Annotated in this window: 21 protein-coding genes; 6 read left to right on the plus strand and 15 right to left on the minus strand. The window is 48.8% G+C overall.

Annotation, left to right across the window (positions count from 1 at the left end):
* Positions 1-41: 41 nt before the first annotated feature.
* The 7 genes from PBA01S_RS19320 to PBA01S_RS19355 all read right to left on the minus strand — a co-directional run bounded on the left by PBA01S_RS19320 (position 42) and on the right by PBA01S_RS19355 (position 11,444).
* On the minus strand, positions 42-1,403 hold the full coding sequence (locus tag PBA01S_RS19320) for a sodium-dependent transporter (RefSeq protein ID WP_127576549.1): 1,362 nt from the start codon (positions 1,401-1,403) through the stop codon (positions 42-44).
* A 62-nt stretch (positions 1,404-1,465) separates the two neighbouring features.
* Positions 1,466-3,769, minus strand: a complete 2,304-nt coding sequence (locus tag PBA01S_RS19325) for an AraC family transcriptional regulator (protein WP_254899797.1) — start codon at positions 3,767-3,769, stop codon at positions 1,466-1,468.
* 106 nt (positions 3,770-3,875) lie between these two features.
* Positions 3,876-5,390 carry an extracellular solute-binding protein gene (locus PBA01S_RS19330; RefSeq protein ID WP_127576550.1) on the minus strand — a complete coding sequence of 505 codons (1,515 nt, stop codon included), beginning with the start codon at positions 5,388-5,390 and terminating at the stop codon, positions 3,876-3,878.
* A gap of 38 nt (positions 5,391-5,428) precedes the next feature.
* On the minus strand, positions 5,429-6,307 hold the full coding sequence (locus tag PBA01S_RS19335) for a carbohydrate ABC transporter permease (protein WP_028539922.1): 879 nt from the start codon (positions 6,305-6,307) through the stop codon (positions 5,429-5,431).
* 4 nt (positions 6,308-6,311) lie between these two features.
* Positions 6,312-7,283, minus strand: a complete 972-nt coding sequence (locus PBA01S_RS19340) for an ABC transporter permease (protein ID WP_050769783.1) — start codon at positions 7,281-7,283, stop codon at positions 6,312-6,314.
* Between the two features lie 243 nt (positions 7,284-7,526).
* Complete coding sequence (locus tag PBA01S_RS19345; protein WP_127576551.1) at positions 7,527-9,725, minus strand: ATP-dependent helicase; 2,199 nt, start codon at positions 9,723-9,725, stop codon at positions 7,527-7,529.
* A 267-nt stretch (positions 9,726-9,992) separates the two neighbouring features.
* A complete protein-coding gene (locus tag PBA01S_RS19355; RefSeq protein ID WP_127576552.1) occupies positions 9,993-11,444 on the minus strand; it encodes an MDR family MFS transporter in 1,452 nt (483 codons plus the stop codon).
* A gap of 103 nt (positions 11,445-11,547) precedes the next feature.
* On the opposite strand from PBA01S_RS19355, the gene PBA01S_RS19360 reads away from it, so the two are divergent.
* The gene (locus tag PBA01S_RS19360) at positions 11,548-12,120 is read left to right on the plus strand and encodes a TetR/AcrR family transcriptional regulator (protein WP_009225746.1); all 573 of its coding nucleotides are present in this window, start codon (positions 11,548-11,550) and stop codon (positions 12,118-12,120) included.
* Between the two features lie 63 nt (positions 12,121-12,183).
* Here PBA01S_RS19360 and PBA01S_RS19365 read toward each other — a convergent pair whose 3' ends face one another.
* Together PBA01S_RS19365 and PBA01S_RS19370 are read right to left on the minus strand one after the other, a co-directional pair.
* Positions 12,184-13,263 carry a HAMP domain-containing sensor histidine kinase gene (locus tag PBA01S_RS19365; protein ID WP_016313384.1) on the minus strand — a complete coding sequence of 360 codons (1,080 nt, stop codon included), beginning with the start codon at positions 13,261-13,263 and terminating at the stop codon, positions 12,184-12,186.
* Positions 13,260-13,934: a response regulator transcription factor gene (locus tag PBA01S_RS19370; protein WP_127576553.1), complete on the minus strand. Its 675-nt coding sequence runs from the start codon at positions 13,932-13,934 to the stop codon at positions 13,260-13,262. Before PBA01S_RS19370 ends, PBA01S_RS19365 begins: the two co-directional genes overlap by 4 nt.
* Before the next feature lie 175 nt (positions 13,935-14,109).
* On the opposite strand from PBA01S_RS19370, the gene PBA01S_RS19375 reads away from it, so the two are divergent.
* Positions 14,110-15,051 (plus strand): ABC transporter ATP-binding protein, encoded by a 942-nt coding sequence (locus PBA01S_RS19375; protein ID WP_009225743.1) that lies wholly within the window; start codon positions 14,110-14,112, stop codon positions 15,049-15,051.
* Entirely contained in the window at positions 15,051-15,749 is a 699-nt protein-coding gene (locus PBA01S_RS19380; protein WP_255315396.1) for an ABC transporter permease, read from the plus strand. Before PBA01S_RS19375 ends, PBA01S_RS19380 begins: the two co-directional genes overlap by 1 nt.
* Before the next feature lie 84 nt (positions 15,750-15,833).
* Here the strand turns inward: PBA01S_RS19380 and PBA01S_RS19385 are convergent, their stop codons facing one another.
* Positions 15,834-16,808: a tRNA dihydrouridine synthase gene (locus PBA01S_RS19385; protein ID WP_028539926.1), complete on the minus strand. Its 975-nt coding sequence runs from the start codon at positions 16,806-16,808 to the stop codon at positions 15,834-15,836.
* 429 nt (positions 16,809-17,237) lie between these two features.
* Between PBA01S_RS19385 and PBA01S_RS19390 the strand changes: the two genes are divergently transcribed.
* Together PBA01S_RS19390 and PBA01S_RS22990 are read left to right on the plus strand one after the other, a co-directional pair.
* On the plus strand, positions 17,238-18,017 hold the full coding sequence (locus PBA01S_RS19390; protein ID WP_127576555.1) for a class I SAM-dependent methyltransferase: 780 nt from the start codon (positions 17,238-17,240) through the stop codon (positions 18,015-18,017).
* A 136-nt stretch (positions 18,018-18,153) separates the two neighbouring features.
* Positions 18,154-19,839, plus strand: a complete 1,686-nt coding sequence (locus PBA01S_RS22990; protein ID WP_255315397.1) for a chitobiase/beta-hexosaminidase C-terminal domain-containing protein — start codon at positions 18,154-18,156, stop codon at positions 19,837-19,839.
* 44 nt (positions 19,840-19,883) lie between these two features.
* Here the strand turns inward: PBA01S_RS22990 and PBA01S_RS19400 are convergent, their stop codons facing one another.
* The 3 genes from PBA01S_RS19400 to PBA01S_RS19410 form a co-directional block, all read right to left on the minus strand.
* The gene (locus tag PBA01S_RS19400; RefSeq protein WP_127576556.1) at positions 19,884-20,576 is read right to left on the minus strand and encodes a response regulator transcription factor; all 693 of its coding nucleotides are present in this window, start codon (positions 20,574-20,576) and stop codon (positions 19,884-19,886) included.
* Between the two features lie 4 nt (positions 20,577-20,580).
* Positions 20,581-22,728, minus strand: a complete 2,148-nt coding sequence (locus PBA01S_RS19405) for an ATP-binding protein (protein WP_127576557.1) — start codon at positions 22,726-22,728, stop codon at positions 20,581-20,583.
* Positions 22,729-22,899: 171 nt separating this feature from the next.
* Complete coding sequence (locus PBA01S_RS19410; RefSeq protein WP_085279505.1) at positions 22,900-23,658, minus strand: carbohydrate-binding protein; 759 nt, start codon at positions 23,656-23,658, stop codon at positions 22,900-22,902.
* A gap of 301 nt (positions 23,659-23,959) precedes the next feature.
* On the opposite strand from PBA01S_RS19410, the gene PBA01S_RS19415 reads away from it, so the two are divergent.
* A complete protein-coding gene (locus PBA01S_RS19415; protein ID WP_009225715.1) occupies positions 23,960-24,379 on the plus strand; it encodes a hypothetical protein in 420 nt (139 codons plus the stop codon).
* Between the two features lie 36 nt (positions 24,380-24,415).
* On the opposite strand, the gene PBA01S_RS19420 is transcribed toward PBA01S_RS19415, so the two are convergent.
* Both PBA01S_RS19420 and PBA01S_RS22850 read right to left on the minus strand, forming a co-directional pair.
* On the minus strand, positions 24,416-24,802 hold the full coding sequence (locus tag PBA01S_RS19420; RefSeq protein WP_009225714.1) for a hypothetical protein: 387 nt from the start codon (positions 24,800-24,802) through the stop codon (positions 24,416-24,418).
* A gap of 118 nt (positions 24,803-24,920) precedes the next feature.
* On the minus strand, positions 24,921-26,055 hold a 1,135-nt coding region (locus tag PBA01S_RS22850), incomplete at its 5' end, for a tetratricopeptide repeat protein (RefSeq protein ID WP_164744209.1).

Here is a 26,055-nt window from a genome sequence, read left to right on the forward strand (position 1 = left end):
AATAAAAAGGGCGCGATCCCCGCGCCCCTTGCATTCTCTTCCTAAAACTTGATCACTCCGGTAGTATGCAGCAGCACGAGTACGACGAGTACCGGTGCGATATACCGAACCATAAACAGCCATAACCGGAACCAACCGGACTTAAGCCCCGCGGCTTCCGCAGCCTTTTTCCAAAAGTACCCTACAAAGAGGGTCGTAATCAAGCCGCCGATTGGCAGCAAAATGTTCGAGGTAATGAAATCAAGCCAGTCGAAGAAGTTCTTCCCGCCCATGTCCGACAAAGCCGGTACGATCCCAAAGGACAAGACGGAAGGCAGCCCGATCAACAGAACCAACACGCTGATGATCGTTACGGATTTTCCGCGGCCCCATCCCCAACGGTCCATCACGTAAGTCACCGGCACTTCCAGCAAGGATACCGAGGAAGTCAAGGCTGCAATCGCCAGCAGGACGAAGAACAACCCGCCGAAGAAGGCGCCAAACGGCATCGCCGAGAATGCAGCCGGCAGCGCGATGAAGACCAAAGACGGCCCGGCATTCGACTCTAAGCCAAAAGATGCGGTTGTTGGGAAGATGATCAAGCCTGCAATAAACGCATAGATCAAGTCCCCAGCCCCGATCGCCAGCGTAGCCGTGCCCAGGGATTGGCGCTTGTCCACGTAAGCCCCGTAAGTGAGCAAAATCCCCATCCCCAGCGATAACGAGAAGAAGGCATGTCCCAGCGCAACCAAAGCCGCCTCCGGACTCAGCTTCGAGAAATCCGGTTGAAGGAAGAAGGAAACGCCCTCCCCGGCTCCCGGCAAGGTTAATGCTCGAATCATCAAAATGATCAGAAGGACGACGAGCCCCGGGATCAGCACCTTGTTGAATTTTTCAATCCCGCCGGAGATCCCTTTCCCTACCACGATGGCGGTAATCAGCACAGCCGCCACCTGCCATACGAGCGGCATGAAGCCTTGGATGAACGAACCAAATTTCCCGCTATAGTCCGAATCGACATACAAACCTCCGCTGAAGGATTGAACCGCATAATGGAGCGTCCAGCCCGCAACGATGACATAGAAGCTCAAAATAAGAAAGGGAGCGATAACTTGCAGCAGCCCAAGACGGCCAAACACTTTAGGACCGCCGGCTTTTACAAAGGACGTGGATGCACTTCCGCGCCCTGAGCGCCCAATGGCCAGCTCCGCTAACAACAGAGGCAAGCCGATCAGGATCAAACAGATAATGAAGATCAGGAAGAAGGCAGCTCCCCCGTTTTGGCCTGTAATGTAAGGGAACTTCCACATGTTGCCGAGACCAACGGAACTGCCGATCGCGGCCAAAATAAATCCGGCAGAAGAGAATCGATCACTCCGCCCCTCGCCGAGCTGAGTTTGCTTAGTATTCATAACAACCCCCATATATTTTTATATTTCTCTATTATAATGAAAAAGGCTGTGGGTAGGGATATGAAATTTTTCCTTTATTTCATAACTTTCTCTCGATATTGTCCCGGTGTAATCTGTTCAAACCTCTTAAACAGCCGAATAAAATAGGACGGTTGTAACCCCACCTGCTCCGCAATTTCATTCACTTTCATATCGGAGTCACTGAGCAGCTCCTTCGCCTTCTCAATCCGGAGAGCCGTTACATAATCGATGAAATTCATGCCGGTTACCTGTTTGAACAAGCGGCTCAGCGTATAAGGCGTTGTATTAAAATGATGCGCGCACGCTTCGAGCGAAATCCCTTCGGCGAACTGATCCTTGAGCATCGCTGTCACCTGTTCGATGAGCGGCTTCGCCCGGGCCGTCTGATCCTCGCTTAATTTCTGGGCATACGGAAGGATAATTTTTTGCTGAAAAAAACGGACGATCTGCTCCGGCTCCCGAATTTGACTCAATTGCTCAAAGAGATTATCTCCTTCGTACAACTGATGAGGTTGGTAGCCGGTCTCCAATAACGTATGCATGATGCTTCCCAGCACCTGCATGACGCCTTCCTTCAATAGCTTCTCTTTGCGCGAACGCACGACCAACTCAGAGATAATGGCCTCGATCCGCTGCATCGCCTGCTCGCATTGTCCCATCCGCAACGCTTGAAGCAGCTCCTTCTCCAAAGCGAAGGGATAATGAACCTCTTGCGGCGTATAGGGCAGAATCTCCTCCAGATCAAGCACCTGGCATTGTTCCTTCAGGTCCCGATACAGAATCGCGTTCTGAAGAAACGGCAGCATATCCGGAATATCCTTGATCTCGGTGGTTAACCGCCCAATGCAGATCGTCGTTTGCATCTTTAGCAGCGAACTGATCGTGCGGACTAAATCCTCGGCCAGGCTGAACAGCTCTTCTTTGACATGCATTTTTCTGGTTTCGGACGGATAGGAAAGCAGGATTCCCACGGTGAGGTCATGGAAATTGATGATTTCCGCTTGAATCCCCCGGATTCGCACCATTTCTTGCGCGATATTGGCTGCAGCAAAGGAGATCAGGTATTCATCGTTCTCCATAAATCGGTTATCGGCCTTGGACACCCCCGTAACCCGCGCCAGCATAAGTCCAAACCATTGCGATTCCGAGGACCAGCCAAAGGTCTGTAACCTTGCGCGGATCTCCGGCTCCTTCAGCGAGTACACATGCCCTTGCACCAACTGCATCATAAAGGCGGCCCGCAGCGAAGGATACGCTTGCTTCAGCTTCGTCTCCAAGGCTTTGCGTTCTTCGCTCAAATGGGTCCACTGATTGGCGATATAGTCCAATTCATCCCCTACTTCCGGCCCGGGGTCCGGCTTCTGCATTTTGACCAAACGAACCAACCGGCGGATCGGACGGTAGAGCCGATGCGAAGCCATCCAGGAGAGCAGGCAAGCCACGATCAGCCCGACGGCTCCCATCCCCAATATAATTCGGGAGATAATCACAATCGGCGCGGTGAGTTGCGACAGTTGCATCGTGGTGACGTATCTCCAAGGTTCACCTAAGCGGGAATACTCCCCGTACGAAATTAAATAGGATTTATCCTTCCATTGAAAAAGATAAGAGCCGGTCTCCTCCTTCCGCTGCATGACGCTCTCCTGCACGGCAAGCTCCAACTCCGCATTTTTCCGGTTCAGGGACGACGGGGAGACCAGCAGCGAGCCATCCTTGCCCATCAAAAAGGAAGCGCCTTCATTATCAACCGACATGCCTTCCACCATTTGCACCAGCTTCGACTGATCCAAATAAAAAATCAATGCCCCGTAAGGTTTACCGATACTTGGCAGCTTGTGGACAAGCGCCACATAAGGACCTGTCCCTTTCCCATTGACCTTCGTTAAGTCGAACTGCCAAAACTCCGATCTGCCTTGCTGCAGCAGACCGTGAAATTGCTTCTGTTGCTGGATATCGGTCAGCGGAACGATCCCCTCGATATCCGATACGATCACCGGCTGCTGCCGGTCTAAATATAAATAGACTTGGTCGATTAAAGGATAGGCTCCTTTCATAACCCCCAAAAAACGATACAGACTATGCGTTACGTTAAATTCGTCTACTAAATCAATCTCTCCAAGCCTTCCGTCCAGTCGGCTGTCCAAGGACCACTGGGTCGCAGCCAGCTCCAGTTGAGCTAAACTGTCATTCATTCGATCAATCGTCTTCACTAGTAAGGCATCATGATGGCGCGTGATTTCATTCTCCATATAGGCCCGGCCGGCGATATAGAATGTAATCCCAATAATCACGGTGGGCAGGCTGGTGACACATAACACCAAAAATAAGCTTCTGCGAAAAAAATGGCTCTTCTTCATACATCCCCGCCTTTCCGTAGTTTCCATTGGTCTTCCCTATCTTACTATAGATGGAAACGAGGAAAATCCCCCGAAAACCATATTTTTGCTCTCGGGGGCTGGGTCATTATTCACTTTTTGTTCGTTGCTGATAAGCTTCGTTCATCTCTTCGGTAATTTTGAGCAAATCCGGATCTGCCTTCAATTTCTCCACGTAGTCATCCCAAGCGCTGATCGGTTCTTTCCCCATAATGACTTTGGTCTTCATATCTTGAATTTTCTTGCGCAGCTCCGTCCCGACTAAGGTGCTGGTCTCCGAGTACAGTCCGACTGCCGGATCGCCCATGCTGATTTTCGCTTTCTCATCGATAATTTTCTTGTTCCGTTCCAGAACATCCAGCGGCATTCCTGTTCGGTAAGCCCGGAGGTAGGGATCATACTTCAAGAAAATTTGTCCCAGCGCCTGCTGAGCGACAATATCCTTCTGGGCTTGCGGCGTTGCTAATTTAATCCCGTTCTCCTCGGTATAGTGTACATCCTTGAAGCCGAAGTTCGCCAAGTCGCTGCCTTCCTGACTAGCTCCATAATCCATCAGCTTCAGCAACTGCTTCATTTTGTCTTCAGGGACGGTTTTGGGGATCGCAAACATCCCGAAAAATCCGCTGTCTTTATTGGAGTACCCGTTCAACGAAACCAAAGGCAGGAAATCGGCTTCGGGAATCGTTTTGCGCAGCTCTTCCGTGGGCTCCCAAGCGGCCTCCACCGTATCCTGGAACCCGCCGCCGCGATTGGATTTGAGCAAGTCCTTGGACTGCGTATTCTTTAACACGGCAAAATCTTCCGGAATCAGCTTCTCAACATAAGCCCGATTCAGCCAAACCAGACTCTCTCTGACTTCAGGCAACAGATTCACGTTTACCAGCTTGCCGTCGATCAGCTTCCAGTCGCCATTCACTTTCGTAAAGCTGTTCTGCAGCTGACCAAAGTTGGCCATCCCGTTCTGATCCACAAATCCGATATACCCGATCGTATCCTTCTTCCCATTGCCGTCCGGGTCTTGCTCAACGAAGGCTTTCAGCACTTCATAGAGCTCGTCGGTCGTCGTTGGAACGTCCAGCTTCAGCTTATCCAGCCAGTCCTTGCGCAGGTAAGTGAATCCTCCGCCATCGGTCGGACGCGGACGCGGGATGCCGTAGTTCTTTCCATCGGCCTGCTTCGTGTTCTCCCAGGACTCCTTGGGGTACAGCATTAAGTTCGGGTAATCCTGAAGATACGGGGTGAGATCCCAGAAGGCCCCTTGCGCCACCATCCCCCGCACCTGCGCATTAAACGGGTCATCCAGCAGGATGAGATCCGGAATATCGCCGGAAGCCAGCGTGACGTTCACTTTATCCCCGTAGTTATTGGGAGAGACCCAAGTGATATTTAACCTGGTATTGGTCCGCTTCTCGAATTCTTTGACAACCACGTTTTCCGGTCCCGGAGGCTCCGGCGTGTAATACATGGTCATAATGCTGACCTCCAGCGGCTTGGTCAAGCCCTCGGAACCGCTGGATCCCGACTTCGTGCCGGATGAACAAGCGGATAGCAGCAGACTCACGAGCAAGGTGACGCTTAGCAAGACGAAACTCTTTTTCTTCATGACGTTATTGACCTCCCTATTCGAATAAATAGATAAGACTATTCTTTGACCGAACCTACCATAGCTCCCTTGGCAAAATGCTTCTGCAGGAAGGGATACACGAGCAGAATCGGAACGGTCGCAATCACCACGGCAGCCATTTTCAGCGTCTCCGGCGGTATTCGTTGCTCGGACATCATTTCGGCAGCAACAGAACCCCCGGCAGCGGTTGACGCATCGATGAGCATGTTTTGCAGCAACACTTGGAGCGGCTGCTTGGAGAATTCGTTAATATAAAGAAGCGCGGTAAAGAAGGTGTTCCAGTAGGCCACGGCATAAAACAAGCCAAATGCAGCCAGCGAAGGCAGTGACAAGGGGAGAATGACGCGATACCACACGCTGACATCATTGCAGCCGTCAATTCGGGCCGCCTCCTCCAGACTGGTTGGGATGCTGTCAAAAAATCCTTTCATCAAGAGGACATACCACCCATTGGTCAGCACCGGGAGAATCAGGGACCAAATACTATTGATCAGGTGCAGGTCGCGGACCAGCAAATACGGCGGTATGATACCGGGATTAAACAACGTGGTCAGCAAGATCAGCAGCATGATGATTTTTCGCCCCAGCAAGCGCTTACGAGAAATCGCATAAGCCAAGCAAGAAGTAATGAGCAGGCTTAACGCCGTGCCAACCAGTGCGAGAAAAACGCTGTTCCCGGTAGCGTTGAGGAAGGCATTAGTGGACATGAGATACTTATAAGAATCCAGACTCCACGCTTTGGGAAACAGTTGAAGTTCGCTGGATCGGTATGCGGACGGTTCCGTAAACGAAACGACAAACACATAGTACAACGGAAAAAATGTGATCAGGCTGATGATGCCAAGCAGGATCGCATTGACGGCTTGGAATATCCGATCACGGCTGCGATAACTCATCTCGTTAGTACACCCCTTCCTCGCCAAACTTCTTAGCCAATTTGTTCGTGCCGATCACAAGAATTAATCCAACCATCGACTTAAATAAACCAACGGCGGTACTGTAGCTAAATTGTCCCTGCTTCACACCTAAACGGTATACGTACGTATCGAAGACGTCAGCCACCTCTGAGACAGCCCCATTCATCATGAGGAACACTTGCTCGAAGCCGACATCCATAATGTGACCCATTCGCAGAATCAGCAAAATGACAATAACCGAGCGAATGCCAGGCAGCGTAACGTTCCACATTTGCCGGAATCGGCCTGCCCCATCGATTTTGGCCGCCTCATAGAGCTGCGGATCAATGCTGGCCATCGCCGCTAAGAAGATAATCGTGCCCCACCCGGCATCCTTCCAAATGGATTGAGCGGTAAGCATGGCCCAGAAATAATTTTTATTGGTCAGAAAATCGATCTTCTCAAAGCCTAAACTCACCAACATCTGATTCACCGCTCCGTCTCCCGTTGAGAACAAGATGAAGGTAATCCCTACAATAATGACCCAGGATAAGAAATGCGGCAGATACACGATGGATTGCACAATTTTCTTGTATGCCTGTTGCCTCACTTCATTAAGCATTAAGGAGAGCAGGATGGGCAGCGGAAAAAAGAAGATCAGCGACAACGTATTAATCGCGAGCGTATTTCGAAACAACATAAAGAAATCAGGATTGGAGAAAAAGCGTCGGAAATGCTCCAGTCCCACCCAAGGACTGGCCAGCACTCCCTGATAAGGCGAATAGTTCTGAAATGAGATGATGATTCCCCACATCGGAACGTATTTGAAGATCAGAAAGTACAGCAGGCCCGGTAAGGCTAATACATACAGGAATTTATCCCGCATCAGGATTTTTCCCATTTGTCGCAGCCGATGACTGCGGGCCCTGGTTACAGACGTTGTCTGTTTTGTAATCGGTTCCAAGGAGGAAGCCATGTTTCCCTCTCCTTTCCCTTTGAAGTTCGATGTAATCACTCTAAGATGCCCGTGGATTTCCAGCAATCGCTTATTTTTGCAGGCAGGCAGAATAAAGGAAATTCGGAAGGGGCCGCACATTTCCTGGAATTGATTTTTCTTGCAAGGCGGTTGATCAAAAAAAAGACGCTGAACTGATCAGCGTCAAGTAGTTATTTATTTCAAGTTATGTTTACTTCCTAGCCGTATATTTGCATCGCTTAGCTAGGATGCATCCTCCGCCCGTTCCAATAAGCCCATTTGGAGACAGGTGGTCGTTGATAAGGCTTTTTCCCCGGTCTCAAACCGGATATGAACCCGTTCCCCGTTCACTTGAACGATCATACCTTTTCCGAAAGCCCGATGGACAATGGATTCCCCTTCCCTTAGCTCAGCCAGCCTTCGGATGGCATTGGGGTTGTCCTGCGCTGGAACAGGGATGGAGGGCGAAGTCGCAGACGAAGGCGCGCCCGCTTGGGGTGGAAGTTGGATGTACCTCACGTAGGCCACGAACCTCGACTCCGTCACCTCTGCCCCATCCCGTTTCTTGTAAGTCAGAAGCTCCAGATGTTTCTTCGCCCGGGTCATCCCCACATAAAATAGCCGGGTCGCCTCCTCCATCATGTCCGTGTTCTCCTTATCCGCCTTAGACGGAATGATCCCTTCCACTAGGTCGATCATATACACGCGCTCGAACTCTAAGCCCTTGGAGCTGTGCATCGTCGAGAACGTGACCGCATTTTGCCCTCGCTTGGTTCTCGCCGTTCGCAAGATCGACTCCAAGTATTTCAATCTGGCGGCGAATTCCTCCATGGTCGCCAATTCCGCCGCGATTTCCTCCAGCGTGTTCAAGATCCCCAAGAGATATTCCATACGGAATCCCTTCCACTCGCAAATCTTCTCCAGGGCTTTCTCATAACCCAGTCGATCGCGGATCACCCGAATCGCATGCAGCGGCGGCATCCCTTTCATTTCCTGAAACGTCTCCTTGCACATCTGCAGCTGCTTCACCTGATAATCCTTAAGCGGGACCCGGTTCAACAGATTATCAAAGACGGATTCCTCATTTCGAATCTTGAGCAGCGCCGCCATCTGCTCCTTGCTGATATATCCATTAAATTTCAGATGGATCTTCTCCAGAATATCGGGACGTTTATCCGTGAACGTCATCCGCATGAAATTCAAGATATCCTCGACAACCCAATGGGAGAAAAAGCGGTTATCCGCATCCTTCATATAAAAAGGAATGCCCGCACGATCAAACTCGTTCATTAACGCGATGGATGAGGAATTGTTCCGATACAGGATCGCCACCTCGGCAAAGTTCTTGATCTGCTGAATCTCGTTCACCAGATATTTAACCTGATCGCTGTAATCATCCAGATGGCGTATCTCAATTGGCTTGTGCGGGGGATTTTCGGTGAACATCTTTTTCGGATATCGGTCTTGATTGCGCTGAATCAATGTGTTGGCGACGTTCACGATCTCTGGGGTAGAGCGATAATTTTGCTCCATAAACAAGATCAACGCCTCCGGATAGACCTGCTTGAAGTTCAGCAAATATGCAGGATCGGCCCCTCGCCAGCTATACAAGCTTTGATCATCGTCGGCAACGACGCATAGGTTACGATGCTGTTGCACCAGCTTCTCGATAATCGCATGCTGCACCCTGGACGTATCCTGGCTTTCATCTGTGAGGACATAATCATAACGCCTCTGGTACCTGCGGAGCACCCCTTCATTCTCCGCCAGGATGCGTTCGCAAACCACCAGCATGTCGTCATAATCAAGCAGCAATGAATGGGTGCCGGATTGCTTGAAGTGCTCGTACTCCCGCAACATCTGCTCGGCATGGGGCACCTCCACTTTAACCGCGGACCATTGCTCGGAGGGGATCATTTTATTTTTGATATAGCTAATGTAGGTCGTCAGCTCGTCCAGCTGGTCATCTGTGATATTCTCTCCGGTGATCGCTTTATAGAGATTCCGCAATATGATCTTCTTATGTAACGGAAGTTGCTCCGAACCGCTGGCTTCTTGCTGAGCGGCGTCGACATCGCCTTCGATGATCTGGAACGACGTCTGGGTCGCACGAAAATGCTCCCGCACCACCTCGAAGGCCAAGCTATGAATCGTGGAGAAATCAACCGGTGTCAGCTCTGGGAAGAAGGTGTTAAACCGCTCCTTCATATCGTGCGCTGAAGCGCGGCTAAACGTTACTGCCTTGATCCTTCTGGGAGAAACTCCCCTCTCCTCGATCAGATACCCGATCCGCATAATGATCGTTGTGGTCTTCCCCGATCCTGGTGAAGCTAACAATAGCAAGGGTCCCTCTGTTTGAAGGACCGCTTGCTTCTGGATTTCATTTAATTCAACACCTAATTCTTCTTTCTTGCGAAGGAAGAAGGAACTTGTTTTATTCATGATGACTGCCCTTTCGAATGTTCCGATTGCATTACCTACTATAACGCAATTTTGCTAGAATGGCACCACCTAGTCATCTTGATTAAGATGCATGTGCGGTTGATGGTTCACTCAGGGATACGATGGTATTTTCCAAGGTTCGCGGTGTAGAGCTATCAAAAAACAGCTGTTCGAATCCCTCACTTGGGCTTTGCGAACAGCTGTTTAGTATTCTCTTCCTCAAGGGATTCCCCTCAAGAAAGACTATTTCAAACCCGTTTTACCTCATCAGTTGATGCTGGGTTTAAGAACAGTATTCTTTTTCTTATGAGGCAAGAAGATGATAAACACAAGCGATACAATCGTGAAGACAACGGACCACATAAAGGTATGGTTAAACGCGGTGTTCAGCGCTGAGACATCGTGAACGGGTTGGCTGTTGATTTGATTCTGCAAGATGACGGCAAAGACCGAAGCCCCAAACGCACCCCCAATTTGCTGAAGAATCCGGGTTGCGCTGCTGGCATGCGGTACCAATTCCTTCGATAACCCCTCATAGGCGGTGGCCATGATCGGAAGCATCAAGCCCCCAAGTCCTCCGCCGCGGACAACCAGGGATATGGCCAGCATCAGTTCACTGGTATCTACTGAACTCATGGCAAAAGGTAAAGTTCCGAGCAGCGTCAGAATAGTACCGCCGAGAACCACCCATCGGGAGCCGATGGTATCCGTCAGCTTCCCTGCCAAGGAGCGGGTCATTAACATCCCAAGGCCTTGAGGAATCAACAGCAACCCTGAAGCAAGCACGCTGTGACCGCGAACCTGTTGATAATACAGCGGCAATAACAACATGCCGGCATAGGAAGAAAGCCCTGAGATAAACAACAGACAGGCAGATGCAGAGAACGTTGTGCTCTTAAAGATTCGCAGATCGACGATCGGATGATCGGTTTTTCTGAGTACATACCAGCAGAAGACGATCATAAACAACAGTCCAATCGCGATGGGGACAAGAACCGGACTTTTAAAGAAACCATGCTCCGAGCTGACTTTCGTAAGTCCATAAATCATCAGCACGAGCGCCGGAGACACCAGAGTTAAACCTAGTAAGTCCAGCTTCTGCGGACGATTTGCGACATCATCTTTGGGCAATCCCTTTAGAGATAAGAACAGGGCAATCAAGCAGACCGGAATATTGACATAGAAAATCCAACGCCAATCTAGATTATGGATAATCACCCCGCCCAATACGGGACCAAGAATCGGCCCGATCAGAACCGGCAACCCCACAATCGCCATAACCCGGCCTAAGTTCTGTCCGCCCGCTGCGCGGACAATCATCGTCTGCATGATCGGCATCATCAAACCGCCGCCCAAGCCTTGAATGACGCGAAACGCGATAAGGCTTCCCACATTCCAAGATAAACCGCACAATACAGAACCGACAAGAAACAAACTTAAAGCCAAATTCCACATATTTTTACCGCCATAACGATCAACCAACCAGCCGGAAATGGGAATAACCAAGCTAATCGCGAGCAAATAACTCGTCATCACCCACTGGATCGATGTAACCGGAGCATGCAGTACATTGCCTAGGGTATCGATGGCGACGTTCATTATGGTAGTATCGAATAAAGGGGCAAGCATCCCCACTAACAGAATCCATGCCACTTTCATGACAGCTGGATCGATTTTCATTTTTGATGGTGATGCTGCAAGTTCGCCTGGTTTACTCACGTGTATCACTCCTTATCCATTTAGAAACCAAACGTTTCTTATTCGGATTCATCATACTACAATCGAATAAGAAACGCAACGTATTTTATTGGAGGTTTGTATTATGAATAAAATCAATGAAGGAGAAGGATCAACGCGAAGACGAGGAGCTGAATTGGAGGGGGCGATTCTTCAAGCCGCGTGGGACGAATTGATGGAAATTGGCTTTCATCACCTTACGATTGAAGGAGTTGCCGCTCGAGCTCAAACCAGCAAACCTGTCATTTATCGTCGTTGGCCGAATCGGGAAGAGCTTGTCTTAGCGGCGATTCTGAACCATTTGCCGACGGTTTCAGTCCCGGATACCGGGAATTTGCGCAGCGATGTCCTCCTCTTGCTGAATGAGTTAAATGAGATGCTGCAGCAAATTGGCCCCAAAACGATTCACGGCCTGATGTCCGTAGTATCTGACATTCCTTTCTCCGATATTCTCAATTTTCGAAGAACGAATACGATGACCGTTATTTTGGACCGAGCCATAGAAAGAGGGGAAATTCGTCCGGAGAAGGTTACGCCGCGCATTACCAGGCTGCCTGTAGATCTTGTGAGACATGAACTGCTAATTACGTTGGAACCCGTTTCTATGAAGACCATTGAGGAGATCGTGGATGAGATTTTTTTGCCGCTGCTGAAATGAGAAGTGAACAGACGAAGACGCCCCTTCACCCTGAATTCGACTAGTGATGTGGGGCGTCATTTTTTATTGACCTTTAGTTTGGAGAACCATGCCCAGCGGCAGCCGAACCGTAAAAATCGAACCCACTCCAAGCTCACTGTCCACCTCAATCGTCCCCTCGCACAAATCGATAATGCGCTTGACAATGGTTAATCCCAATCCGTTGCCTGTCATGGAGCGGGACGAATCGCCTTGGTAAAACTTATCAAACATGCGCCGCATCGTCTCTTCATCCATCCCGCGGCCATTATCTTCAAGCCGGAAGATCGCTTGCTGCCCCCTCCGCTGAAGCGTAATTTTCAGCTTTCCGCCACTTTCCGTAAATTTGATCGCATTGTCGAGAAGGTTGATCCACACTTGCTGAAGCAGGTTTTTATTGCCGTGAATCGTGACATCGTCCAATGTGATATCCAGCTGAAGCGATTTCGCGTTCCACTTTGGCTCCAGCATCAGAACGGCAAGTCGGATCTGTTCATCCAGCCGATAGCTCGTCTTTTCGCTCAAAATTTCAATGTTCTCCACCTTCGACAAGTTGAGAATGCTGGTAGACAGCTCCACGAGTCGTTCGGATTCCTGAATGATGCGATCCAGATAATCCTGCTTGTCTTCTTCGCTGAGATTTCCCTGCTTCAGCAATTTGGCGAAGCCGCTGATGGAGACGATCGGCGTTTTAAACTCATGGGAGAAATTCCGCACGAAGTCGCTTCGCAGCGTTTCGATTCCTTTTAACTCCTGCACCATCTTGTTAAAACTGACGGCAAGCTCGTCTAGTTCAAAAACGACGCTCCCCTTCACCGTCGCATGGGCTGAAAAATCCCCTTTGGCCACCTTCGCGGTAGCCTCCATCATATCGCGAATCGGCTTGACGGATCGTCTGCTTAACAACGCGGCAATGACAACGCCCATAAAAATGCTGATGTAGATCAGGACGTAAATGCCGCGATAGGAATTCGGCTGATTCAGGTCAATCCAGCCTGCGCGGTTCAGCAAGAAGGCAAGCAAGCCAGCAGATGTAATCGACAGCACCATGACGAGAAAGACCCAGGCGACTAATGTCACGGCTAGGGTGATTTTTTTCGGCAAAAACTGTTGGATCAAGTTCATCCCCTCTTCACCGCTTTGTATCCCAAACCGCGCACCGTCACGATCTCAAAATCGGGACTGTCTCTAAATTTGTCGCGCAGCCGGTTGATATGAACGTTCAGTGTATGATCATCCGTTTCCGTATCTGGCCCCCAAATCTCCTCAAGCAGCTGCAATCGCGTAAAAATTTTATTCGGATAACTAAGCAGCTTAAACAGAAGGTAAAATTCTTTCTGCGGCAAAGAGATTTGTTGATCTCCCCTTGTCACCGTGAGTGCGTTGTAATCCAATATCGTTTCCCCAACAACTAGCCTGCGCTCGTTCGCGATCTGTGCGCGACGCAACAGCGCTTTGATTCGGAACAGCAGTTCCTGCTCGTCGAAGGGCTTAGTCATATAATCATCGGTTCCGACAAGGAAGCCATTGTGCTTAAACTTGATATCATGGGCCGCAGTCACCATCAGGATCGGAATGTTGTCCCCCGCACTACGTAAATCCTCACATAATTGGTATCCGTCCATCTCCGGCATCATCAAGTCTAGTACAACCAAATCGAAGTGACGTTCCTCCATCAGGTTAAGTGCCTCGATCCCATTTCCGGCCACATGCGAGTTGTAGCCCCCGCGTTGAAGCACGGCGCAGATCAGTCGCTGCGTATTGACGTCATCTTCGACCACCAAGATATCAAACACAGGATCTCCCCCTTTTTTCTACTGAATATACTCCCCAAAAATAAACCGAAAATCAACAACTCGGCGCCCTGGGTTGAGGTTCAGTTGAGATTCGTCGTTTAAAGTACAAGCTGTGCTCAGGTGAAACACCAAATCGTGTTTTCTCTAAATTTTAAAGTAAAGGGTGGTTAGAGAGATGAGTAATGGAAGAAGAGGCGGCACCAACGCCATCCAATTGGATAATGTCAGCAAGAGCTTCGGCGATTTTCATGCGGTTCGCAACCTTTCGCTTGAAGTACACAGAGGGGAAATTATGGGCTTCCTCGGTTTGAATGGAGCTGGCAAAACAACAACAATTAAGATGCTCCTGTCGCTGCTCAAGCCTACCTCCGGCAGCATCTATATGTTGGGCAGCAAGGTGGACTCCGGTAACTATAAGCTTTGGAGCCACGTTGGTTACTTGGAGGAAGCTTCTTATTATCCGGATCTTACCGTGGTGGAAAATCTGGAGATCGCCCGAAGAATGCACCGGATCTCCGACCGAGGGGCCGTTGACCGCGTCATTAAGAAGCTGGATTTAGAAATTCACCGTAAGAAGAAAGCCAAAAACCTGTCTCTAGGGAACAGACAACGCCTAGGGTTAGCAAAAGCGATTATTCATAACCCAGAGGTTTTGATATTGGACGAGCCGGTCAACGGGCTGGATCCAGCCAGTGTCGTGGAAATCCGGGAGCTGTTACTTGACCTTTCCCGTAACGAGGGCGTCACGATCTTCCTCTCCAGCCATCTCTTGGAGGAGCTGTCTAAGCTGGTTGACAGTGTGGCGATCATGCACAAAGGGCAACTTGTCCAGAACATGAATATCGATCAACTGGAGCGTTCGGTGGAGAAGAAACTGGTTGTGGGCGGACGAGATATCGATGCCATTCGACATATTCTCGCCGAGAATGGGTACACGTTCAAAGATACTGAGGATGAACGGCTGGAGCTGACTGAAGAGCGTGCCTTGGGGAATCCAGAACAACTGGCAGACCTGTTAGTACGTGCAAGCCAACCGCCAACCCATCTCAGCGTAGTCACTGAAAATCTGGAAAGTTACTTTTTACGGACCATTCGTACAGCAGGGGGGAACGCTTGATGTTACTTTCTTTTATTCATAACGAGCTGCTTAAAGTATGGAAGTCTATCGTATTTTGGGTCGTAGCTGTCGTCTTTATCGCCATGCCTTTATTGATTGGGCTCTTCAAGGAGCCCGGCGTTTCTTGGGACATGTACTATACGGATATCTTTGACTCCATCGCCTCGCTGCTGGTGGTTGGGTTCTCCTTCACCTCAGCATGGGTGTTTGGACGAGAATACACCGATAAAACCATTAAAGATTTGATCGTAAAGCCTATTCCCAAATCGTATAGCGTGCTGTCGAAATTCATCGTGATTACGATCTGGAATATATTGATCGCCCTTTTCACTTTTGCCCTAATTACGATCGCCGGATCTTTCATTGGGGTGAATGGTGGTTCCGGTTCCTCCATCCTTCAGTTCTTCGGGACGTTCATGCTTACATCCGTGCTTATTATGGCTGTCAGCTCAATCAGTGCTTTAATCGCCAATATCACGAAAGGGTATCTTGCCCCAATCGGGGTGATCTTCGTGATCATCATCGCCTCCAATGCGGTTGTTCAGCTCGGCCTCGGCCCGTACTTCCCATGGACTATTCCGGTTCTTCTGACGAAGGGTGTAGATATCGGCTTCATCAGCTACAGCATTCTCGTCCTCACCGCGATCGTGGGCTTCGCCGGAACCGTGGCTTGGTGGAGATTTGCAGAGCATAAGTAAATCAGGGAAATACACAGTTATACAAAAACAGGTCGACTATGGTGGCGTTCTGCCCATAGTTGACCTGTTTTGCTTATGTTTACTTTATTCGCTGGCCATTTGCTGAGTAAACTCGTCCAGCATCTTCCGCACTTCATCGGTTGATGAGGTGCTCATCAGTTGATTTCTTAGTTCACTTGCCCCGCGGAATCCTTTGACGTACACCTTGAAGAAACGTTGCAGCGCCTTAAACGGACGCGCCTCCAATTGATTGGAATACTGATCATGGAGATCCAAATGCAACCGCAGCAGATCCAGATATTCGGTCGTGCTGTGCTCTCTTGGCTCTTTTTCAAAGGCAAACGGGTTCTTAAAGATCCCTCTCCCAATCATAATCCCGTCTACCCCATACTGCTCAGCCAGCTTCAAGCCGGTTTGCCGGTCGGGAATATCGCCATTAATCGTGAGCAGGGTCTGTGGTGCGATTTGATCGCGCAGCGCCTTAATTTCCGGGATCAGCTCCCAGTGGGCTGCAACTTGGCTCATTTCTTCTCGGGTGCGCAGGTGGATCGACAGATTAACAATGTCTTGCTTCAGAATATGGGTTAACCACTCCCGCCATTCCTCCACCTCGTTGAAACCCAGTCGCGTCTTCACACTTACTGGCAAGCCCCCGGCTTTGGCGGCCTGGATCACTTCAGCGGCCACCGAGGGTCGGAGAATTAAGCCGCTCCCCTTCCCATTCGTCGCCACATTCGGCACCGGGCATCCCATATTGATATCGATCCCCTGGAAGCCTTGCTCCGCCATGCCCATACTCATCTTGGCAAAAAACTCCGGCTTATCGCCCCAAATATGCGCCACCATCGGCTGCTCGTCCTCCGTAAAAAGCAACCGTCCGCGGACGCTATGGTTCCCTTCCGGGTGACAATAGCTCTCCGTATTGGCAAACTCCGTGAAGAAGACATCCGGTCTGCCCGCCTGACTCACGACATGACGAAACACCACATGCGTCACATCTTCCATCGGTGCAAGTATAAAAAAAGGTCGCGGTAAATCACGCCAAAAATTCCGGTTCACTTCAACCTCAAATCCTCTCGTTATAATACCTAATCTATTATAAAGGCTGCCTCGCTCTTAAGCATCCCCATTTTCTTCAAGTGATCATGCATGCGAAGTCCAGATACCGGGCGCATGAGGTTGAGATTTCTCGTTCATATTAAGATCGTTATAACATTCACAAATCCCAGAGGAGTAGATACACAATGAAAAGATGGTTACCGGTTCATCGCGGATATCCTGACAGAAGGCATTGTGAAGCAGTTTCCGGAGAAGTTCTAAAGGTTACATCTAAAAATCGCGGGATTGAAGCTGGATCAGCTTGGATCCCGCGATTTTTTGTCACAATAGAATGCTCCCCCCTTTCGCATCCACTCGATATGGATTAAAATATAATTAATGAAACCTTGTTTTATCTGGTGAAACAATGATGATGAGAGGTGAAACGAAATGCCTATCGATTTTCATGACCCGAACAACCGACTGACTTATACGACAAGAGAGGCAGATGCATCTTGGAGTTCTTTCCTCAGCTCGATTGTTGATGTATCCAACAAACGGGTTGCCGACATAGGATGCGGCGGCGGAATTTATACGAAGGCGCTCATTCAAATGGGAGCTTCCCATGTCGTAGGTGTAGATTTCTCGGAGGAAATGCTGAAGGCTGCGGCAAATCACTGTAAGGACCTCCCCCATGCCGCGTTTCATCAAGGTGAGGCTTCTCAAACAGGTCTTCCCTCCAACGCGTTCGACGTCGTTTTGGAAAGAGCCCTAATTCACCACCTAGACGATTTGGAACCATGCTTTAGAGAAGCCGTTCGCCTGCTAGATGACGGCGGCATGCTGATCGTTCAGGATCGAACGCCTGAAGATTGCCTGCTGCCTGGGGATGAACATCATCTTCGAGGATTTTTTTTCGAGCGTTTCCCTTCGTTGAAGGAGAAAGAAGTCGGCCGCAGACATGAGGATGGTCAGGTGCGTAAGGCACTGGAAGCGGCAGGCCTCCAGCTCGTTCATAGTACTAGACTTTGGGAAACCCGGCGCAAGTATACGCATTTGGAAGAGTTAAGTGAGGACTTGATGCAAAGAACCGGACGCTCGATTTTGCATGAACTTACGGATGAAGAATTGCAAGCATTGGTTTCTTTTATCACGGGTAAGCTCGAAGCTGCCCCGCTTCCCATTCAAGAAAAGGATGCTTGGACGGTCTGGATCGCGAAGAAGGCGTGATTCGTTCGGAATCCCTTAGCTCGTGTCCCTCCACGACAATTTTAAAGATTTCTTTAACTTTCGAAATTTGTCGAATGAATCATGATAAAGTAGGAAGATCAATAACATTTATCACACTTCCTAGGAGGGACAAACGATGGGCAATAAGGTTGCCGGATTCTTGATGGGAGTACTGCTGTGCTTAGGTTCTGTCATTTACTCTGCCGATAGCGTAACAGCTGCCGAGAAGACTTCAGCCGATTTTTCGGACCTGAAAGATCTGGATGATGCCACAAAAGCCAAATTTGACGAACTCATCTCCGCTGGTATTTTCGACGGCGTGGGTGAAGGCACATTTGGTCTCAAAGATGAGATGAACCGTGCGCAATTTGCTAAGGTTGCCGCGTTGATTTTCAATTTGAAAGTAGATAAGGATCTTAAGACATCCTCATTTTCTGACGTCAATGCGGATGATCCTGCAAATGGATATGCAGTACCATTTATAGAGGCAGTAAAAGCCGCAGGGATTACGGATGGTGTTGCAGATGGTGTCTACGATCCGGCAGGTAAGGTTACCAAGGAACAGTTAGCTACTTTCCTGATTCGCGGGCTGGGTAAGGACGCCGATGCCAGGGCAACACCTGGTGTGGATGATCATACCGTTTCCGAATGGGCAAAGGGGTATGTCGCCAAAGCGCTTGAACTTAAATTAATGTCTAATGGTGCCGACGGGAAGTTCGGTGGGCAATCTCATGCGACACGCGATCTGCTCGTGTTAGGCGCATACGAAGCCCAGCAGCAATATACAGAGGCAAAAAGACAAGAGGAAGAGCAGAAGAAGAAGGAAGAAGAAGAGAAGAAAAAGGAAGAGGAACTAAAGAAACAGGAAGAAGAAAAGAAACAACAACAAACCGTGCCGTCTTCGCCTTCTGGTCCACAACCGGATTCCTCTTCCCCTCCAGTTATTCAGCCGCCAGTACAATCTACCGTTGCGACTCCAACGGCATCTCCATCCGGCGGCGAGGTGACTTCGGGAACGCAAGTTACTTTGACTTCAGCAACGGCTACTGCTGCAGTGTACTATACGTTGGATGGGAGTGAACCAACGACATCCAGCATGCTGTATGTAGGGCCAATTACGATTACAAACAACACAACGATCAAGGCGATCGCTGTGAAGTCGGGATTGAAAAACAGTTCGGTTGCGAGTTTCGTATACACGGTCACTGTTTCTAGCAAATCATCGCTAGACTTGATTAATGAAGCAGCAGCATCCGGGGATTGGACCGGAATTGATGAGTCGACCTTTGCGGATGCGGGGATTACGGGAGTTACATCTGAGAATGTATATGGCATCCAAGGGATATTGCAAGACTATGATTACCCTTCAAGTGCACTTCCGAAAACATTAAATGAGATTCAAACAATTGTTACAGAAACGATAAAAATCAATGCCATCAATAATTACTTCGCATACGGCACCGGAAATGAACCTGACAAGCAAACTTTTGAAAATGCTGGTTTAAAAGGAGTAACCGATCAGAACTTGGCGGGGATCATAAGCTACCTTCAATCGAAATATCTAGGAGCAGGCGGTGGGTCTGGAGGCGGTGCTGGTGATATTGGCGGCGGTTACCCAGGCGGCGGCTTCCCTGGAGGCGACCCTGGTGATATTGGCGGCGGCTTCCCTGGTGGTGGATTCCCAGGCGGCGACCCTGGCGATATTGGCGGCGGCTTCCCTGGCGGTGGATCCCCAGGCGGCGGTTCCAGTGCACCATTATACTCTGGCTCCTCTAAACAAGATATCCAAGCTGCAATTGACGAATATTTGGATAGCCTATAAACTCAAAAGCGGCGCAAGGGAATATCCCTTCGCCGCTGTTTTTACTACGCCCCCCGGGCAACCAGCATATACCCGATCCCACGAACCGTCACAATGCGCTCCGGATTGGCGGGGTCAGCCTCAATTTTTTTGCGTAAGTTACTGATGTGTACAGCGACCGTCCGCGTATCCTCCAGGCTATCCGTTCCCCAGATCACCTGAAACAGCGCATCCACACTGACGGCGCGATTCACGTTTTGCGCCATGAAGGATAGCAAACCAAACTCTTTTTTCGATAAAAAGATGGTTTCCCTCCCCAGAATGACGGACTGAGCGTAGAAATCAAGCGTCAATCCTGGCAGCTCCAGCAGTTGTTCCTTTCTCCCTGTCGACGCCCTGCGAAGATGAGCCTTGACTTTAGCCATAAGGACTCCGGGGCTAAACGGTTTGGTGACATAATCGTCGCCTCCATAGGACAAGGCATCAATTTTCACCTCGTCATCCTCACGGCTGCTCAGAAACACAATCGGTGCATTCGTGTAGTTACGTGCGTTTATACACCAAGCGATGCCACTTTCATTCGCCAACAGGACATCCAGTAGGATCAAATCCGGCTCGAACGTCACCAATAACTTCATCGCTTCCGTCCCGCTATAGCTGCAGGCACATCGAAAACCTTCCCGTTCGCAATAGACCTGTACAATCTCGCAGATGTTGGGATCATCATCAACGACCATAATTTTATGCGTATGAACCATGCCCTCACCCCTCTTCTCGACGAATACAAGGAATGGATATGTAAAATGCCGCTCCCGTCTTCCCGTCGCTCTCCGCCCTTACCGTCCCGACATGCGCTTGTACAATTTCCCGGCAAATCGCCAGCCCAAGCCCGCTGCCCTCTACCCTCTTCTCGGCACCAGGTTGTTCATACCGGTAATGGCGTTCAAAGATATGTTCGAGGTGTTCCGGTGGTATCCCGGTTCCCGTATCTTCTACGCAAATATTGGCATAACGGCGATCCTTCACTTCGTTCACAGCTAACGCAATCCGCACGGCCCCGCCGCTCGCAGTAAATTTCATGGCATTCGACACGATATTAAATAACGCCTGATCCAATCTTTGCATATCTATCTCGGCCACTAACGACTCGCTCCCCGGATCTTCCGAATCCCCTAGATCCAATACGAACTCCAACCCTGTGTCGCGTACAACCAGCTCATATTGATCATAGAACTGGCGCAGGAATTGAGCCACAGGAATTGGCTCCATTTGGAACATCACTTGTCCCGTCTCCAAATGCGATAAATAGGACAATTCCTCAATCATCCGGTTCACCCGAATCGTGTTATCCCGGATATACCTCAAATACTGTTCGTTGCGTTCCGGCTTAACCCCATCCTGCACCGCTTCGACATATCCTAGCATGCTGGACAGCGGTAACCGCAGATCATGGGTAATATAAGACAGCAACTTCTTCCTTCCCTGCTCGGAGAGAAGCAGCCGATCATAGGAAATTCGCAGATTATCATGAGCTACAGATAAGGCATGGGTTCGTTCCTGGACTGTCTGTTCCAAGTTCATATTCATTTCCGTCAGCTTGTCGTTCGCCTCCTGTAATTCCCGGGCAATTCTTTCTTCGTTCGTGGCTGTTTTCGTAAATCTCGAGGAGAGCAAAAACATCTGTGCGACCGTAAAGATCAAGAGACCCAGCGGAGAAGTATTCCCGATGGAGGACCATTCGTTAAAATATAAAAAATCATTGATGACCGTAACCAGAGTAACCATCGAAGCCAGCAGGAAGATCAGCGCTCCCTCCTTGCGCTGCACTGCCGATTGGACAAGTCCAACCATCAGATACAGCATATGCAGAACAACGACCACACCGATTACCGACAATAAATGGGTATAAATTATCGCAGGAGCTGCCACAACAATCAGGCAGAGCAGACCCGTTACGATCCGCGAGCCAAGACGAAACCAACGCGACACATAATTTGCAAAAATGCTAATATAGTACCGCGTAATGATATACCCGCTGCTGCAGAGCGTCAGGTACTCGATTTTGAACTGGATCTCCCATGGAAAATTCGGCCATAATTGAGTAAGCAAGAGCTCACCGACCAACAAGGAACGGATGCCTAACAACAAGGCAAACAGCCCGAAAAACAGAGGCGCCCTGTCTTTGCGTCGCAAGATGAATAACAACAAATGATAAAGTCCGATGACCATCAGGCTTGCGGTGATAAAGATCTCCCCCGCGATTTTCAGGTGAGTCCTAACCGTAAGCACATCACTGCCGCCCAACTCGATAAACTTGGTGATGCCGCCCCGCTTATGATGGAAGTTGGAAACTTGGATCACCAGTTCTACGGTGTTATTTTCCGGATGGAAGTACACAAACTTCGTTGCCAGACGCGGTGTCATGCTGCTCTTGTCCTGACCGACGACCCCCACCTCGGCCAGCGGTTCTCCGTTCACCCACAATTTATACGCGTGAAATATCGAGGGCATCTTTAGTGCAAGCCGCTCATGACGATCCTGCTCGCTAAGCTGGATCATCACCCGAAAGGTTGCAAAGCCTGTACCGCTTAACTGCTGACCATCTAGCCGATAACCTAGCCATGAGTTCGGGAGGTTGATCCAGCGGTTCGGATTTCCATCGCTTGCTATGCGATCATGTATGTCATTAGGCGACAGCAGCTCATGCCAATAAAACTCCCATTCCCCTTGTAGCTTTATCGGACGCTCACTCACTTGAACTTGGGATAAATCCAATGTCCCCTTGTCACTTTGGATTTCTGTGGAGTTCGAGGCGGAGATGACGGCATAGCATGTCACCAAACCAACCATAATGGCCGCAGCGATATACAGGATAATTTTACGTGAACTGAATCGGAGCATCCCTCTCATGAACAAAACCGACTCCAATCTACAAATTACGACAAAAAATATTTGATTAAATCAATAATAACATCATCCTAGGAAAATGTACCTGAAAATCTCGATGGGGAATAAAAAAAGCAAGACCCACCCAAACCTAACGTTTAGGTGGATCTTGCAATCTTGCTGATCCTCTACTCCTTAATATCTGCCGCCATAGCTCTTATACTGAGCATAAACGGTATTAGCGTATTGGTCGGCCAGAATCGGGCGGCCATAGGAATCTGTAGCTCCTGGATACCAATAATCTCCTCCGTTATAATGCAGTAAGCCGCTGTAGATGCTGCCGAATCGAACAATCTTCTCATTCAAAATCAGTGCACCCATATATACCTGATCCTGCTCACTGCTGTGATTATAGGCATGCCCATATTTTGCACTAAATTGAGACAAATACGCATTCCGCGTGTTAGGTTCAACCTGCATCAATCCGTCACCGGCTGAAGGGCTGCCCGACAATCCATCCCCAAAGTAGCTTTCCTTCTTGATGACGGCACTGAGCAATAAGGCAAAATCCCCGCCTTTACCATAGGCATTGTCTGCATTCATGACATAGGTCCAGATGCGGCTTGGAACCTCCGCTGGCTTAGTTACTGTAGTAGGCGGGTTAGTTGGTGGATCGGATGGTGTAGTTCCTCCGCCGCCACCGCCGCCGCTGCTTAACGACCATAGAGCAGGAACAACTGGCGGTTCCCAACCAACAAGGGAAGTATGCGCTTGAATACAAGTATAAGTACTTCCGTTATAAGTTACAGTATCGTTGACGGCATAGGAAGTATTAGGAGCCCATGCTCCTCTGGAGGCTGCACTCGCTGGAAGAACTGCGAGAAATGTAGATAGGAATACGGCTAAAGCAACTAGAAGTGAAGCAGCTTTAATAGACACCTTTCTACGAATCATTTGGATACCTCCTAGTATTATAATTTGCGACTCACTCCGGATATGAGCCACAAACTTGTAACCGCTTTATATTCTATTTTTACATATATTAATTAATAAAAGAAATATATTACATTTCGATCATACAAAAGGATACAAATAATTCCAATAGTACTTAATGACTAAATAACTGATAAAAAACGATTCATAAAAACGCAACGTTAACTATACTTATTTCTTCTCAACTGGTAGTTGAATCTGTGAAAAATTCAAATAGGAAGTTATTGTTCATTCCAAGGCGCGCCCCCTACAATGGGGATACATGAAGGAGCGTGAATACAAGCATGAAGGAACAATTGGCGAGAAACATAAGTATCTACCGCAAAGAAAAGAGGCTGACGCAAGAAGAACTGGCGCAAATCCTCGGGGTTTCTTTTCAAGCCATATCCAAATGGGAAAATGCCCAGACAATGCCGGACATATCTTTGAAAACTATAAGCAATTTACGAACGAAAACGGCCTGCACGTCTTGAACGTGTTTGTCCATAAACCGTTTATCGCCCCGCCCCCTGAGAAAGAGCCCAACGCCTACAAGTGGTACTCGGGTGAACTGCTCTCCCACTACCACAATTGGCTGATCAAAGACAGCTCAGAAGTTGTATTCGACTGCCATTCCTCAGGGATTCCCCACAAACATGCCATGACGAAATTAATTGCCCAGAAGATGGGTTCCCTAGACTAGCGAAAAAGAGGGGCTTGCGGCCCCTCTTAACTGTGCTTATTTTACCCTTAAAGCTTGTTGCAGCAAAGTTGCAATCCCTCCAGCGACGAGCCCCCACAATGCATTTGTTAAGAGTACACTCACGATCGCAAACGGATTGGTGATTGGCCCTTGAAGCTGCCCTTCCAGAATGGGAGAGAGAATCGCACTAAGCAATATGGCATAGACTCCGTAGGTGATTCCTGTATACAGAAGCGTTTTGACAGGGTGTGCAACACGGGACAGAACGACGATCCCAATCCATAGGATCGAAATAAATACAGTAACCGAAATGCTCCCAAAAGGTTGCCCGATAGCTTCAAGTAAACCCAACATACTCATTAAAGGTCGAACCAGCGCCAACGAGGCTAGGGCAAGGACAAAAGGTATATTCACGTTCTTCATGATGGTTCAGCTCCTTTAGAATAACTCATGCTCCTCCTTACCGAAGGGCTGAACCCATCTTAACAATAAAATGTTGTGAACTTATTGCGATGATTTACAGGTTATATGAAATTGGTTTCTATAAAATATTCGGGAGCGGCTTCTGAATCAGTACTTCCTCCGCAAAACGTTGGATCGCTAAAGTGTGCTTTCCTTCAAGTTCAACATTTCGTCGCGCTTCCGCCGTCACCTTTTTCACCCGTTGGTATAGCTTTTCCAAACAGCTCTCCGCCATATGATCATGCTGGATTTTCATAGGGAGCAAGATCGCGCCTACTACCCCCAATAGATTAAATACCTTTTTCCCCTTCTCTTGTTTCAGTCTTTTTTTCATTGCCGCAGAGATTTCCAAAGCTAAGTCCAGATTCTCTTTAAAGATCTGTTGCGTGGTTGCCGATTTTTCTTTAAATCGATTCACCAAAGCGGTTAACCCTACGACCAAACGATTGAATTCGGTTTGGAAAAGAGTAAATTCCTTATAGGATGTAGTAAAGTCCACATAGGTGTTTAAGCTTTTGAATTGCTTAATCACGGGGAGCTTTTTCATATAGAGTTCATATAATTGGGTGTAGTGTTCATGGAATTCCCCTACGAGACGATTATACGAATAAGGGATACGCTTCCCTTCAACTCCGCCAACATAAACAAAACGATATTGCTTAAAGTCCGGATGCAAATGCTTGTACCTATAATCGATGATGGAATTATCAAAACCGTTGTATTCCAATTCCCCCTCCGACCACTTGGAGTGAGTATACCGGTGAAATTGAACGGCTTCCATTTGGGAGATCGCTTGATTGAGTTTCGATTCTAATGCGGTTTTGAGGGAGGTCAGCAGCTTCTCACGCTCTCGGTGGTACGGATGAAAGGCGCTGTCCATCAAGGAAATGGTAAAATACATTGGATTGAGTTCAATGGTCTTTTTCAATTCGGACATGGCTGAAGCCACATCTTGTAATAGCGCATAATATCTTGCTTTTACATATGTATAATCGGATTGATGGCTGTGATGAAGGGCCTGGTTCATAGCGTGCAGCGCTGCTGGGTAGTCGTTCACTTTCTCATAAGCTTGGGCGACTAAAGAATAGCTATAGGCCAGAACTTCAGGGTGATCCGGCGCGAAGTTAAGGCTCTCTTGGGCATAATGAACGGCTTCTGGATAGTTTTTGACTTTCCATAAATTCAGGGTTAATTGAACGTAAGAGCGGTAATGT

The organism is Paenibacillus barengoltzii NBRC 101215 (genome assembly GCF_004000745.1).
Classification (GTDB): Bacteria; Bacillota; Bacilli; order Paenibacillales; family Paenibacillaceae; genus Fontibacillus; species Fontibacillus barengoltzii.